Annotated in this window: 14 protein-coding genes; 4 read left to right on the forward strand and 10 right to left on the reverse strand. The window is 69.6% G+C overall.

The window, feature by feature from the left end; genetic code table 11:
* Window position 1: 1 nt before the first annotated feature.
* Window positions 2-751: a nucleoside hydrolase gene (locus ACUZ2Y_RS00520; protein ID WP_476325795.1), complete on the forward strand. Its 750-nt coding sequence runs from the start codon at window positions 2-4 to the stop codon at window positions 749-751.
* Here ACUZ2Y_RS00520 and ACUZ2Y_RS00525 read toward each other — a convergent pair.
* The 8 genes from ACUZ2Y_RS00525 to ACUZ2Y_RS00560 all read right to left on the reverse strand — a co-directional run bounded on the left by ACUZ2Y_RS00525 (window position 738) and on the right by ACUZ2Y_RS00560 (window position 8703).
* Window positions 738-2075 carry a tetratricopeptide repeat protein gene (locus ACUZ2Y_RS00525; RefSeq protein ID WP_476325797.1) on the reverse strand — a complete coding sequence of 446 codons (1338 nt, stop codon included), beginning with the start codon at window positions 2073-2075 and terminating at the stop codon, window positions 738-740. The two genes, ACUZ2Y_RS00520 and ACUZ2Y_RS00525, sit on opposite strands and share 14 nt — an antisense overlap.
* 61 nt (window positions 2076-2136) lie before the next feature.
* Window positions 2137-3335 (reverse strand): IS3 family transposase gene (locus tag ACUZ2Y_RS00530; RefSeq protein WP_476325799.1). Its coding sequence is split into 2 segments (ribosomal slippage): window positions 2137-3047 and window positions 3047-3335, totalling 1200 coding nucleotides; the frame shifts between segments, so codons are not numbered across the junction.
* A gap of 213 nt (window positions 3336-3548) precedes the next feature.
* On the reverse strand, window positions 3549-3791 hold the full coding sequence (locus ACUZ2Y_RS00535) for a hypothetical protein (protein ID WP_476325801.1): 243 nt from the start codon (window positions 3789-3791) through the stop codon (window positions 3549-3551).
* A gap of 124 nt (window positions 3792-3915) precedes the next feature.
* Window positions 3916-4743 carry a T6SS immunity protein Tdi1 domain-containing protein gene (locus ACUZ2Y_RS00540; RefSeq protein WP_476325803.1) on the reverse strand — a complete coding sequence of 276 codons (828 nt, stop codon included), beginning with the start codon at window positions 4741-4743 and terminating at the stop codon, window positions 3916-3918.
* Window positions 4744-4813: 70 nt separating this feature from the next.
* Window positions 4814-5614, reverse strand: coding sequence for a hypothetical protein (locus tag ACUZ2Y_RS00545; RefSeq protein ID WP_476325805.1), 801 nt, complete (start codon window positions 5612-5614; stop codon window positions 4814-4816).
* Window positions 5615-5728: 114 nt separating this feature from the next.
* Complete coding sequence (locus ACUZ2Y_RS00550; RefSeq protein ID WP_476325806.1) at window positions 5729-6829, reverse strand: hypothetical protein; 1101 nt, start codon at window positions 6827-6829, stop codon at window positions 5729-5731.
* Window positions 6822-7970: a sensor histidine kinase gene (locus ACUZ2Y_RS00555; protein WP_476325808.1), complete on the reverse strand. Its 1149-nt coding sequence runs from the start codon at window positions 7968-7970 to the stop codon at window positions 6822-6824. Before ACUZ2Y_RS00555 ends, ACUZ2Y_RS00550 begins: the two co-directional genes overlap by 8 nt.
* Before the next feature lie 106 nt (window positions 7971-8076).
* A complete protein-coding gene (locus tag ACUZ2Y_RS00560) occupies window positions 8077-8703 on the reverse strand; it encodes a hypothetical protein (RefSeq protein ID WP_476325810.1) in 627 nt (208 codons plus the stop codon).
* A 219-nt stretch (window positions 8704-8922) separates the two neighbouring features.
* Here ACUZ2Y_RS00560 and ACUZ2Y_RS00565 point away from each other — a divergent pair, with 219 nt between their 5' ends.
* Window positions 8923-9579, forward strand: coding sequence for a response regulator (locus ACUZ2Y_RS00565; RefSeq protein ID WP_476325812.1), 657 nt, complete (start codon window positions 8923-8925; stop codon window positions 9577-9579).
* 134 nt (window positions 9580-9713) lie between these two features.
* Here the strand turns inward: ACUZ2Y_RS00565 and ACUZ2Y_RS00570 are convergent, their stop codons facing one another.
* Complete coding sequence (locus ACUZ2Y_RS00570; RefSeq protein WP_476325814.1) at window positions 9714-10262, reverse strand: dihydrofolate reductase family protein; 549 nt, start codon at window positions 10260-10262, stop codon at window positions 9714-9716.
* 87 nt (window positions 10263-10349) lie between these two features.
* Here ACUZ2Y_RS00570 and ACUZ2Y_RS00575 point away from each other — a divergent pair, with 87 nt between their 5' ends.
* Complete coding sequence (locus tag ACUZ2Y_RS00575; protein ID WP_476325816.1) at window positions 10350-11027, forward strand: TetR/AcrR family transcriptional regulator; 678 nt, start codon at window positions 10350-10352, stop codon at window positions 11025-11027.
* Window positions 11028-11147: 120 nt separating this feature from the next.
* Window positions 11148-13115: a YncE family protein gene (locus ACUZ2Y_RS00580; RefSeq protein ID WP_476325818.1), complete on the forward strand. Its 1968-nt coding sequence runs from the start codon at window positions 11148-11150 to the stop codon at window positions 13113-13115.
* A gap of 217 nt (window positions 13116-13332) precedes the next feature.
* On the opposite strand, the gene ACUZ2Y_RS00585 is transcribed toward ACUZ2Y_RS00580, so the two are convergent.
* Complete coding sequence (locus ACUZ2Y_RS00585; protein ID WP_476331484.1) at window positions 13333-13497, reverse strand: NAD(P)-binding domain-containing protein; 165 nt, start codon at window positions 13495-13497, stop codon at window positions 13333-13335.
* Window positions 13498-13562 lie beyond the last annotated feature (65 nt).

Genomic DNA, 13562 nt, shown 5'->3' on the forward strand with positions numbered 1-13562 from the left:
AGTGGGCGGATCGGCCACGGGATTTTCGTCGCGCTGCGCGCCGACCACTACCGGCGACGGTCAGGCAGGCCGCCTGACCGTGGGCGGGGAGTCCGCCGCGGAGCAGCTGGTGCGATTGGCGCGGGCGCACCCGGGGGAGCTGACGTTGCTGGCCTTGGGGCCGTTGACGAACGTCGCCCTGGCCTTGCTGTTGGAACCTGATCTGCCCCACCTGCTACGCAATGTCGTCGTGTTGGTCGGGGCCGTCGGCGTCCCGGGCAACCTGACGCCTTACGCGGATGCGAACGCCTTTCATGACCCGGAAGCGGCCGACCTGGTTCTTGGTGGCGGATTCACGCTCACCCTGGTGGGGCTCAACGCCACGGAAGCCGCCCGCGCCGACGGCGCGTGGCTCGATGCGTTGAGTGAGTCCTCGGAGCCGCGCGCGCAGTTCGCCGCGGCGGTGCTGGCGCATTACGTGGACTTCTACACGAACATGTTCGGTCTGCGCGTCGCCACGTTGCACGACCCGTTGGCCGCCGCGATCACGGTGGATCCTGGCCTCGCGACCTACGAGCAGATGATCGTCGGGGTGGAACTCGGCGGCGTCCACACCCGCGGCCAGACATTGACCGACTTGCGGCTGCTGTCCAGCGACGCGCACATCGCCAATGGCTTTGCGGCAGGTCGCAGCCCGGTGTCGGTTGTCACCACCGTGAACGCTGATGCGTTCCTCGATCGACTCCTGAAGGCCCTGATCAGTCCGGCCTAGACATGTGAGCGCCCGTTTCGTCAAAGGGAGTTCCCGCACGTACGTCGGCGAGCTGGGCGAGCGCGGCCTTCACGTCTTGGGCGCGGGGATCGCCGAGCTCGTCGAAGATGCCCGCCGCCTGATGCCACGACCGCGCGGCTTCTCCGTGCTGCCCGTTGTCGCGAAGGGTGTGCCCGCGGTTGTGCAGCACTTCGGCCTCACCCCAGCGATCGCCGATGTCGCGGCGGATATCGAGTGCTTCCGCGGAGGCCGCGAGGGCGTCCTCGGTCCGGCCCAGCTCGCGGTAGGTGTCGCTGAGTTTGATCAGGGTGTAGCTCTCCCCGTGGGGGTCGTGGATCTCCTTCGCGATGTCCAGGGCTCGCCGGAGATGGTCGAGTGCGTCGTTGAAGCGGCGCAGTTCGCGGAAGACCACCCCGAGGTTTGCCAAGGCGATGCTCTTGAGGTGCAGGTTGCCCACACGGGCTGTGACGTCGTCGCCGTCGGTCTGGGCGATCTCGTCGCGCAGGTCGAGAGTGCCCTGAAACCGGTGAGCCGCCGAGTCGAAGCGGCCCAAGTCGGTGTCGAGGAACCCCAAGGCGGTCAGAGTCCACGCCTCGCCCACTCGGTCACCGATGTCTCGACGCATCGCAAGGGCATGTTCCAGGTGCACTCGGGCTTCGTCGAAGCGGCGCAGCTCGCGATAGGCCAAGGCCACGTTGTTCAGCAGCCACGCCTCACCGAGCCGATCCCGGCCCCGACGGGCACCCACCAGTCCCACCTCATGGGACGTGATCCAGGCACTCCACCGCTTACGCAGGAACAGGAAGTTCCACAACCCGGCGGGCAGCTTCCATGCGGTCTCGTACTCGGCCAGGTCGACGGCCATACGGGTCGCGGCGACGAGGTTTGGCAGTTCTCGCTCGCACCAATCCAATGCGTCCTCGTAGCGGGGAAACTCCGGCAGTACCAGCGCGAACCTCGGATCGGGCAGCGGCGGGTTGGGGCGCTGCGGTGCGAGAACGTGGTTGGCCTCGTACGCACTGCGTAGGTACCACTCCAGCACTCGTTGTGCCGCCAAGTCGCGTTCGGTGGCAGGTTCTTCGGCCGTGGCGCGTTCGGATGCGTATACGCGCAGCAAGTCGTGCATGGAGTACTGATCGCCGGGGGCTCCGTCCACCAGATGCACCGATACGAGCCGGTCCAGCACCCGCCGGGCCACGGCCATGGGAACGTCGGCCAGCGCAGCCGCCGCACCGACACTGATGCGCGGCCCAAGATGCAAGCCCAGGAGGCGGAAGAGCCGGGCCGCTTCCCCACTGAGGTCTCGATAGGACCAGAAGAACACCGTGCGAATGGCATGTGAGTCGTCCGTGACCGGGGCTTGACCCCGGATGTTGGACACGGGGTTATGCGGCTTGATTCAGCGTAGCCGGTGTCGGGTGGCGGCTGTTCTCGTAGTCGATCGGGGACATCTGTCCGAGGTGGGAGTGGCGTCGTCGGGTGTTGTAGCGGTGCAGCCAGCCGAAGGCGGCCAGCCGCGCATCGCGTTCGCTGGCCCAGTTCTGTGCGCCTTGCAGGGTTTCGCGTTTGAACGAGGCGTTGAGGCTTTCCGCGGCGGCGTTGTCCGCCGAGCTGCCGACCGCGCCCATGGACTGGATCACCCCGGCCTGATGGCAGGCCTCGGCGAAGGCCCGAGAGGTGTATTGGGCTCCGTGGTCGGCGTGGAAGATCGCCCCGGCCAGGCTGCCCCGGGTGCGCTGGGCCGCCCGTAGTGCGTCGATGACCAGCTCGGTGCGCATGTGATCGGCGATGGCCCACCCGGCCAGCCTGCGCGAGCACAGGTCCATCACGGTCGCCAGGTAGCAGAACGTGCCGTCGGCGATCGGTAGGTAGGTGATGTCGCCGACGTACCTGGTGTTCGGCGTTTCGGCGGTGAAGTCCCGTCCGAGCAGGTCCGGCGCCTTGGCCACGGCGGGGTCGCCGATGGTGGTGCGATGTCGGCGGCGCAGCCGCAGACCGGCCAGGCCGATACCGCGCATGACCCGGGCGACCCGCTTGTGGTTGACCTGGTGCCCTGCCTCGCGCAACTCGGCGGTGACCCGGGGGACACCGTAGGTGCCCGCCGAGTCACGGTGAATCGTGCGGATGCGCGCGGCCAACCGATCGTCGGCGGTGGCGCGGGCCGCGCGGTCGGGCGCGGTGGCTTTCCAGTGGTAATAGCTGGACCGGGCGATCCCGATGACCTGACATAACCGCTTCACGCCGTAAAGGCGCTGATGGTCGGCGACGAACTGGAAGCGGTTCACCAGCGCGTCTCCCCGGCGAAATACTTGGCCGCCTTGCGCAGGATGTCGCGTTCCTCCTCCAGTTCGCGGATCCGCTTGCGCAGCAAGGTGTTCTCGTTGTCCGCCGAACTCGACGGCGACACCGTCGCCGTCGCCGGTGCTCCGGTGCGCTGCCCGTCATCGAGCCGAATCCAGCTGCGCAGCGTCTCGTGGTTGATCCCGAGGTCCTCGGCCACGGACTTGATCGTCGCGCCCGGCCGAGACCGGTACAACGCGACCGCCTCGGCCTTGAACTCCGGCGGATAGTGCTTCATCACCATCTGTGCGGGACTCCTGTCCACCCGGACCGTCAGGATCCAAGTGTGTCTGGTGTCCAACATCCGGGGTCAAGGCCCGTGTACCGCGTGGCGATTTCCCGTTCGCGGACCTACCTGGACTGGCTGGCCACCCATCCTGAGCTCGCACGGCTGGTCGCGGACGGGCAGCGGCGCTGAGCGTCCCGGTGACCCGCTCAGCGCCGCCTGTCCGGACGCTCAGCAGGAACCGAGATCGCCCCACAGGCCGCCGCGGCCGGGTTCGCCACCCCAGGTCGCCATGCGGGCCACCCAGTTGCGCCCGAGGTGACTGACCCGAGCGCCCTGGTGGTAACCGAGGTCCGATCGCCAGGCGGGCAGGGTGCACGCCGTAGACACCTCGGTCGTCTGTGACTGCGACATCGCGGGCGCCGCGGTGACGACCGCGGCCGCGCCGAGGACGAGTACCCTGGCCGCACGCATGTGATCTCCTTGTGCCGTCGAATCCCTTCGCGCTGACTCTGTGGCGGCGGGCCAAGGAAATCTCAGGCCATCCGCGCATGCCGCCCGGTTATGGGTCGGCCGTCCGGCGCGTTGGGGATCACGTTCACACCGGGTCGGGGTGGCGCTTCGGGAACTTCTCCGCCGGGGTGCGCACTCCGGCGCGGAAGGCGTCGAGGCCGGTGGCGAAGTCCATCGATGAGGCCGCGAACAAGGCGGTCTCATCGGGGGCCACGTAGATCTTTCCGCCGCCCCGGGCGGTGTGGACGAGGCAGACGCCCAGGCCGTCGGGCAGGTCGATGACTTTCAGGTCCGGCCTGTCGGTGAGCGTGGCGAACAGCGCGCGACCGAACGCGATGAGGCGGTCGGTCGGTGTGGCCGCGCGGCGCAGTGGCGAGCGGACTTGGGGTTGGCCGGCGAACTGGGTGATCACGGCGAGGTGTTCGTAGAGGCCGCACAGGTGCAGGTTCGCGGCCGCGGGTGATCCGCCGAGCGCGAGCAGTGGGACGTAGCCGAAGCACTGTTCGAACGCGGGTACCCCGGCGCGCTCCCGTGCGGCGGGGTAGGGCTGCCACTCCCACGCGACCTCTCGTTCGGCTGGGTCGGCCATCAGCGCCAGCAGGTCGGCGAACGAGGCGTTGCCCAGGACATTGATCGCGCCGAAGCGTGGCTTGACCACCAGGTGTACTCCTCGAACCTGCGCGACGACGTCGCCGAGCGCGGTCGTGAACAGCACCACGGCGTCCTCGGGTAGCCGTAGGACCCCGCGGAGCATGGTGTCGGCCCGTCCGGGGTCGACGGCCCGGAAATAGCCGTCGTTCCCGAGGAATCCCGCACCGTGCGAGCGCCAGAACTCGGCGCAGTCGGGCGGCACCCGCCCGGCGAAGCGGGCGATGGTGTCCTCGCTGACGGGGGCGATGGTGGCGACTCTCATCCGTGTGTCCTTTGTGGAGTCCTGGGGCGGTCCGACCCCTCGCCGGACCGCCCCAGTTCGGGTAGTGAGGTCAGCGCGCGGCGGCCTGCTGGTCGGCGACGTCGGCGAGCACCGACGCCACCCACCAGTCGCCGGTCCCGCTCGAGTGGACGAAGGCCGTGTACGTGAGCCCGCCGCCGGGCATGAGGTAGGCGTCGAGTTGGGCCGGGAACCGCTGTGCGGGCGGCATCGCGGTGGCGTACGACTCCAGCGTCACCGGCCTGCCCGCGCCGAGCTTGTCGTCGGCGGCGTTGCCCGCGGTCACCACGCCGGTGGCCCGCAGGTAGGTGATCTTGCCCGACGTGCGCGGCGCGACGCCGTGGACGGTCACCGTGAACCGCTCGGTCGCCTGCCGCGGGTCGAACCCGCGGATGCGGACGGTGTGGACGATTCCGCGGACGCTGAACCACGCCCACGGGACTACCAGAAGCACCAGGGCGATGAGGATCACCCACTCCATGGTGCTGACAGTCGGTCGCTCGGTATCCACGCGCCGGTCGCTTTCCCTTACGTACAACGGGAACGTGTCGCCCACCTGTCGCTCGTCAGCCACGACCGTGGCTTCCTGCCGCTCACCGCGGTGGTCGTACTCGACTCGCAAGGCCCGGACTTCCTCGATCCGCCGGTTCCGCCGCGACCCGACGGTCTGCGACGTGGTGGTCTCCGCCGTGGCGGTGGCCATCACCTCCGCGCGGTCGTCGGACAGGGTCCGCACCACCGAGCTCGCGAGGAAAACCGTGAAACCGGCGAAAACCAACCAGCACAACAGGAAGACAACGGCCCGCCGGAGCCGTTGGGCGCAGTACTTCTGGACATAGGGCGAAGCGGACATGTTCCTCACACCATCATTCGAGCGACGCGCGGACTCGACCGGTCCGCGCGATCACCGTAGGCAAGATGCCGAGGACGTGGTGTCGGGCGAACGACCCACAGCGCCGCCGCGCGGTCACGGGGCCCGCCAGGACACCTCCAACCAGAGCCTGCCGTCGCTGACCGAATCGGCGAAAGACACCTCGGTGCCGTCCGGCTTGCCGACCGGTGGGACGGGAGCGGCGCACTGGACGCTGACCCGGGTTCGGTCCGGGGTGTACAGCACGGTGACGCGGGCGTCGGACGTGGTCGACACGAGCACCTCGGAGATCGGGGCGAGCAGGGCGCGGCGCACGTCGTCGGGCAGCTCGTACGGGATCCCGGATACCGACAGCCGCACGGAACCGCCATGCCGCTCGGCGATGTCGATGACCGCCCCGAGCTCGTGGACGAGCCGGTCGGTCACGTCCTCGCCTTCACCGAGGAGCCTGCGGATCCTGGCGGCCTCGACGGCGCAGCGCCTGCGCACGGCGGCGTCTCCGGGGTCGAGCGCGCCGTCGGCGAAACCCGCGAGCAGCGGGATGGTGGTGCGGCTCAGGTCCGCCTGCCGCCGTTCGTGCTCGCGCTCCGCGGCTAGCGCTTCCTCCTCCAACACCCGGATCCGCTCCTCGGCGCGGGCGGAGCGGATCGCCGAGCGGGCCACGGACCGGACGAGTCCCGCGCTGAGCGCCACCCCGACCTGGAACCCGATCACCGACGTGAGGGCGACCGCCATGGTCGCGAATCCCGCGGCGTCCGACCCGGCCTCCACCACGCGCCAGACCGTCGCGGCGACGTGCGCGCCGAGGAACGCCACCGCCCACCCGACGGCCACCTCGCACAGCAGCATGAGGCCGTACCAGCCGATCAGGCCGATGGACCAGTGCTCCGCGCGGGCAGCGCCCTGCGGTGGGAGCACACCCGAGACCGCCACCGAACAGGCGAGCAGCACGGCGACGCCACCCCACCGCGCCACCGTCGGGAGCCCGCCGCGCGCGATCAGCACCACCACGGAACCCAGGCCGATTCCCGCCAGGACGCAATACACGACGATCTCGGTGCGCGACGCCCCGCTCAGCGGCATCCGACCGTTGAGTCCGAACTGGACGGTCAAGGCGACCGTGAGCAGGATGACCGTGGTGGTGGCCAGCAATCTCCGCTCGACGTGCGTCGACCGGGTCGGCGCGAGGTCAGTCATGCGACCACGTCCACTCCACCAAGGTGCCGCTGCCGGGGGCCGACCGCACCGCGGCCCGGCCGCCCGCCGCGGCCATCCGCGCCTCGATCGACTCGGATACGCCCCGCCGGTGCGCCCCTACCTGGTTCGGATCGAATCCCCGGCCGCGGTCGGTCACCCGCACCACCACCAGGCCGTCGCGGTCGCTCGCGGTGAGCGAGGCAGTGGTGTCCCCGGAATGTCCGCGGACGTTGCTCAGCGCCGCTCGCACCCCGTGATAGATGGCGAACGCCTGCCGCGCGGGCAGCGACAGACGTGGCTGGATGTCGGCCCGCACGGCGAGACCCGGGTAGTCGGTCAGCGACCCCAGCAGCCCGGCGAGGTCGACGTCCTGGTCGGTGCCCGGCGGGTGGGCGGTCAACACCTCGAGGTCGCGGCGCGCTTCGGCGGCGAGCCAGTCGAAGTCGCCCGTGGTGTCGGTGGACACCATGAGCAGCGTCGTGCTCGCCGTGTCGTGCAGCATCGCCCGGTAGGCCCGGTCGGCGGACCGCTGGGCCCGCGCGGCGGCCGCCGTGACGCGACGTCGCTCCGCCCTGCGCACCAGCTCGTCGCACAACCGTGCCGCGTGCCTGCCGAGCAGCAGTCCGAGACACGACAGCCCGGCCTGCACCAGCAACCGCCAGACGGCGGCGGGATCGATGGCCGCACCGGCGAGCAGGCAGCCCGCGCCGTGCGCGAGGATGGCCGACCCGACCAGCGCGTGCGCGGCGACACGGCGCTCCGGCCACTCGAAGTAGCACGTCACCGTCGTGATGGACACCGTCGCGAACAACCAGCCGCTCATGGGCTGGGCGCCCAAGGAAATCTGGCTGAGCCCCACGGCGACCACGAGCGCCACGTTGGCGAGCATGAAGGCGACCGGGGCCCGCCCGTGCCACCTGCTCTGCGCACACGGCACGGCGATGACCGCGGCGAGCACGACCAAGGCAACCGGGCTGAGGCCACCGGGGGCCACCAGCGTCGCGAACAGGCCGCAGAGACCGGCTACGGCCGCGCGCAGCAGGGGAGCGTTGCGCGCCACCGCCAGTTGGAGGTGGCGCTCGCACGGACCAATCGCGCCGAGAGCCCGCCGCTCGGGGTCATCGGTCGTGAGTCCGAACACCACCGGACGCTACCAAAGCCCTCGTCCCACTTGGACCGTCGCGGCCGGCCGGCCGCTCCGGCGTCGGTCGGCTCGACGCGCCTGGGGGTGTTCGGCGGAAACCGGATCACTTCCCCCAGGTCACCGGCGACTTGAGGTAGGCGTCGCCCTTGTCGAAACTCGCCGCCGCCACCTCGCCGCCCTCGCGGGCCGCCTGCAGCACGCAGGTCTCGTACTTCGCGCCCGCGGTGGTGAAGTCACGGCCCGCCGACTCGGACTGGCACTTGGCCGTCTCGCCGGTGATGATCACACCGGTCGACTTGCCGTCCGGGCCGAGCCCACGCAGCCGCACCGAGCTGTGGGCCAGGTCGGTTCCGTCGACGTTCTCCACCAGAACCCGGATGTAGTACGGGGTCATGCCCTTCGCCTTGTCGCCGAAACTGGCGAGGTCGGCGTTGGCGCCCTGCTCGATCGCCGTCACGGTGATCGCGATCGTCCCCTCCTTTTCGGTGCCGGACTTGAACGGCACGACAGCCCGTTCGCCGATCTTGAGCTCCGAGCCAGGCGCGGTCACGTCACCGGCAGGCCGGGTCGACGGGGAAGGGTCCGCCGAGGACGACGGAGCCGGCTTGGTGGTGGCCACCTCCGAAGCGGAAGAGGGCGCGGCGACCGGCTCCCCGGTCTCGGCCCCGCACGCAGTCAGCGACAGGATCACCGCGCCCGCGGCGAGCAGCGATTTGGGGGTGTGGGTCACGATGGATCTCCTTGTTCTGCCCCGCGGGTCCGGTCACCACGCGTGGAAGCCCCGCGCGCCGGCACGGCGTCGGGTTTCCCGCACGCTAACCGCGGCCCAAGGCTCGCGGTGCCGGTCGTTCGCACCACACCCACCCCCGTCACCGGCGGCCCGCCGGGACAGGTCAGGCTGTGGGCCGAACGAGGATGCGCGCACGTCCGACCAGCGGAGGGAGACAAGGTGGCGACGCTGGAGGAGTTGACCGCGGTCGTCATCGACGACCACCCGGCGGTTCGCGCGGGCGTGGCCCACTGGCTCTCGTCCGGCACGCCGCCGATCCAGGTGGTGGCCTCGGGCGAGGACCTCAGCGCGGCCTGGGTCGGCCCGGGCGCCGAGGCAGACGTGGTCATCCTGGACCTGCACCTGTCCAAGCCGGTCCCAGTCCTCGGCGACCTGCGCAGGCTCACCCAGGCGGGAAGGCGCGTGGTGGTGTACTCGATGCGCGCCGAAGACGACATAGCGCTGCAGTGCCTGGAACTGGGCGCCCTGTCCTACCTCACCAAAGCCGAGGGCGCCGACCACCTGCTGCAGGCCACGCGGGCCGCGGCCGTCGCCCGCGCCTACACCCCGCCGTCGCTGGCGGGCGCCTTGGCCAGTGACAGCCGGGACCACCGCCCGACGCTGTCCGCCCGGGAAACCGAGGTGCTGGTCATGTGGTTCCAATCGGAGTCCAAGGACTTCGTCGCCCGACACCTGGGCATCTCGACCAGCACCGTCAACTCGTATCTCGAGCGCATCCGGATCAAATACGCCCTGCGCGGCCGGGAAGCCCCCACCAAGGCCGCCTTGGTGGCCCGCGCGATCCAAGACGGCTTGGTCGACATCGACGATCTCTGATCATCACCCACGGTCCCCAAGCCGCCGCCGCTGTCCATGATGGACGGACCGCACGGAAGGCGGCGGCGACAAGAGGTGGTACTCGACCTGGTCCGGCACCGGCGCGGGAGTTCTGTACCGGTGCAGGCCTGATCTCACTCGCCAGGAGTTCCCGGGGCCAGCACCTGCACCACGATCCCGCTGTCGAGGCGGTGCGTGTCGACGAGCCGCATGTGCGTCGTCTCGACCACGCCCTCGAGCAGCCGATCGCCCTTGCCCGCGACCACCGGGAAGACCCACAGGTGCAGCTCGTCGAGCAGTCCGCTCTCCAGCAGGGCTTGGTCGAGCTTGCCGGTGCCGAACTTCAGCAGGTCGCCCCCCGGCTGCTCCTTGAGCGCGGCGATCGCCGCGGCCGCGTCCCCCTCCAGGCGGCAGGCGTTCCACTTGAACTCGGTGAGCGTGCGCGTCGCCACGTGCTTGGGCATCGCGTTGATCTTGTCGCTGTAGGGGTCTCCCGAGCGCTGCGGCCACGCCTCGGCGAAGCCCTCGTACGTCTGGCGTCCGAGCACCAGGGCGTCCGCGGTGGAAATCAGGTGGGTGGCGTACTCCTGGTGCTGCGCGTCCCAATACGGCACGCCCCACACCTGCGGATCCCCGATCACACCGTCCAACGTCACGAACGTCGACTCGACAAGCTTCCTCATGACCAGCCCCCTCGATTAGGTCAGTTACGAACACCGTTCGTTATGCGAGGATAGGAACGAACAGTGTTCGAGTCAAGAGGGGGAGACGTGCCACGCACCGCTGGGAGCGCCAAGCCCGCCATCACCGCCGAACGCATCGTCGACGCGGCACTGGCCGTCATCGCCGCCGACGGTTTCCGGGCGCTGAGCATGCGTTCGGTCGCCGCTCGCCTGGACACCGGACCCTCGTCGCTCTACGCCCACGTGCGGAACAAGCTCGAGCTGCACCAACTCGTGCTCACGCGGTTGTGGAGCGGGCTCGAGGTGCCCCGCCCGGACCGGCGCCGGTGGCGGCGCCAGCTGGTGGGGGTGTATTTCCGGCAGGCGGCTCTGTTCAGCCGCCACCCCGGCCTTGAGGGCGCCTACTTCGGCGCGGCGCCGACCTCACCGGAGTTCCTCGCCTTCGTGGACAGTTTGTCCGCGCTCTACGAGGCAGGCGGCTTCGGTGGTGCGCGCAAGCGCGACCTTGAAGCCACCCTCGAGGCGATGTCGATCTCGTGGGGGCTTCAGCAGGCCGCGCTCGACCACGTGAACGAGATCTCCGGGCGGACCGACGAGGAACGGTACGCCGACATTGTGGCGTCACTGCGCGATGTCGACCCCGAGCGGTTTCCGCGGATCGCGGCGACCGACTACGACTCCTATCCCACCCGCGCGGAGCGCGCGAAGGCGTTCGAACGCCGGTTGGACGCGGTCATCCGCGGCTTCGAGGCGATCCGGAAGTAGCGGACTCGACCGTTCCCGCGCGTGTCCTGGTTGGGTCACAACGGACCATTACCCGATCGGGTGCTGCCACTACGCGAAACCCGCGTGGTGGCGGCGTCCGATCGCCTAGGCTGCCAGGCCATGGGGTGGATCACGCGTTTCCTTGTCCTGACGCTGGCGCTGGCGTTGGTGGCCGCCTGCGACCCGGTCGCACCGCCTCCGGCGAAGTCCGTGGACAGCGACCCCGCGGAGACCGGTGTCCCCTCCTTCGCCTACGCCGAGAAGGGCAAGCTCCGACTGATGCGCGCGGGCGACAAGGTCGCCGAACTCGCCGCCGAGATCGGCGAGCAAGCGGAATGGGCCCCGGACGGTTCGCGGTTCGTGGCCATCGCGGGCGAGCAGCTGGTCTCGATCGACGCCCGGACCGGCGCGATCGCCAAAGCCGCTTGCACGTGCTACGACGTCGCGGTCGCCGGCGGGAAGGTCTACGCCTCGACGGGTTACGGCGAGGCTGAACTGAAAGTGTTCGACCTCGCCACCCTCAAGGCCGATGGTCCGCTGAGACTGGACAAGGGCGCCTCGTCGATCGCCGGCGCCGGTGATCGGCTGGTGACGTTCCAGATCACCGAGACCGGTGCGCGCGACGAGAGTGAACTGATCATCATCGAACCGGCCACCGGCAAGACGACGAACGTGGGCAAGGTCGGCCAGGTGGCGGATACCGCGTTCACCCCGCGCGGCTGGTGGGGCGGGCCACTGTTCGCCTACGCCACCACGGGATCCACAGGCGCGTCGACCGCTGTGGCCCAGGTGTTCTGGCTCGACCCCACCAGTCCGGCCGAGCAGGTGCGCACCAGCGACCAGGAGTTGCGGCAGACGACACCGCGGGTCGCCGACGACGACTGGAACAGCGGCCGCGACCACCTCTGGTGGGCGGCCGACGGAACCCTGCGAACAGCCGCGTGGACCTGGTCCTGCACCTACGGCGGACTGAACGGACCGCAGTGCGGTGAGAAGTCCGCGCACAACCAGTGGCGTTACGACGGAGCCGAATGGGCACGGACCGACGAACGCGACTTCGACAGCGTGCTCGACATCGGCGCCGGGGCCAGTCTCGAACTCGGCCGGGGCGAGGAAACCAAGCCATTGGCGTTGGTGGAAGGGGAGAAGCGGACCGAGCTCAGCGCCCACGTCCGTCACTTGTGGACTCCGCCGCAGCTTGGCACACCACCGGCGAGCCCGCCTGGCACGCAGGAGCTGGCGCTCCGCTTCGCGCCGACGGTGTGGCTGCATCCGGAGGAGAAGAACTTCCCGGGCAGCGCCTCCGATTACATCCGCGCGTCGGTGCTGCGGTTCGACCACGGCGACATCTGCGAAGAGGGCGACGAGCCGGTCGCCACCGACCTCGACGAGACCAGACTCGGCCGGGGCGAGGGTTACGCGCACAAGGAAGCGGTTCGTTCAGGGATCCGCAACCCCTGCAAGCATCTCGACGACGGCCGGACCTTCCACTCCAACGCGCCGGCGAATCAGGGCGAGAACGGTGGAAAGGGCTTCTACCTCGACTCGCCCGAGGAGGTCAGGCCCGGCAACACCCCTGGCGCCGACAAGCGGGTGAACGCGCCGGTGTACTGGGAGTACGTCCCGCCGAAGGACGGCGGGCTCAGCGCGTACCTGTACTGGTTCTTCTATCCCTACAACGACTTCACCCTCGACCACGAAGGTGACTGGGAACGGGTCGCGGTCCAGCTCGACGGTGACCGGCCGGTCGGGGTCACCTTCGCGAAGCACGGCGGCCCGGTGTGCTTCAAGCCGTGGGAGGACATGGGGATGACCGACGGCCGCGCCGAGGTGTACAGCGCGAAAGGCTCGCACGGGTCCTATCCGACCGCGGACGACCACCACCTCTCGTGGTACCAAGGAACCGACCACACCGGCAAGGGCTTCGCCTGGGACACGTCGGTTACGTTGCTGAACGTCAAAGATCAGCCCTGGTACGGATACCGGGGGATCTGGGGCAAGCTCGGCAGGGTCAAGTGGAGCACCGGACCGCCCGGACCGTGGCCGAAGCGCGACATGTCCGCGGCACTCACCACCGAGAAGTGTTAGCAGGGCGAATTTCGGTGACGACCGGCACCCTCGTGGAGGATGCTGTGTGAATGGATGCTGTCCGGACGGCCCGCGAGTTCGTCGTTGATCGGTTCCCTGACGCGCCAGCCGCTGGGGTGGCAGCATGGGTATAGACCGTCGAACAGTGCCCCGCGGCGTCCTGGTCGGTGACGGTGAGTAGCACCAACTCTGCCGCCAGGACCGCGTCGGTCAGCGCTTACGCCACCCGCGCTCCCGCCTCAACCAGCGCCGCGGCGCACTCTGGGGTCCGGTTCCACACCACGACGTCGTGCCCGTCGGCCAGTAGTCTGCGCGCCACGGCGGCGCCGATCGCGCCGACACCCACCACTGCGATCCGCTTTGTTGCTCTCCATAGGCCGATCTTGCAACCTCAAGCAAAGTAGAGGTCAAGATCCCGAACCGGTAACGGGCCGGTGTCCGCGAGCG

The sequence above is a fragment of the Actinokineospora sp. UV203 genome (genome assembly GCF_056323665.1).

What these genes read in the sequence shown, in the direction of transcription:
- ACUZ2Y_RS00570 (WP_476325814.1), bottom strand. Translation starts at nt 10,262, where the DNA reads ATGAGGAAGCTTGTCGAGTCGACGTTCGTGACGTTGGACGGTGTGATC.
- ACUZ2Y_RS00550 (WP_476325806.1), bottom strand. Translation starts at nt 6,829, where the DNA reads ATGACTGACCTCGCGCCGACCCGGTCGACGCACGTCGAGCGGAGATTG.
- ACUZ2Y_RS00545 (WP_476325805.1), bottom strand. Translation starts at nt 5,614, where the DNA reads ATGTCCGCTTCGCCCTATGTCCAGAAGTACTGCGCCCAACGGCTCCGG.
- ACUZ2Y_RS00580 (WP_476325818.1), top strand. Translation starts at nt 11,148, where the DNA reads ATGGGGTGGATCACGCGTTTCCTTGTCCTGACGCTGGCGCTGGCGTTG.
- ACUZ2Y_RS00535 (WP_476325801.1), bottom strand. Translation starts at nt 3,791, where the DNA reads ATGCGTGCGGCCAGGGTACTCGTCCTCGGCGCGGCCGCGGTCGTCACC.
- ACUZ2Y_RS00540 (WP_476325803.1), bottom strand. Translation starts at nt 4,743, where the DNA reads ATGAGAGTCGCCACCATCGCCCCCGTCAGCGAGGACACCATCGCCCGC.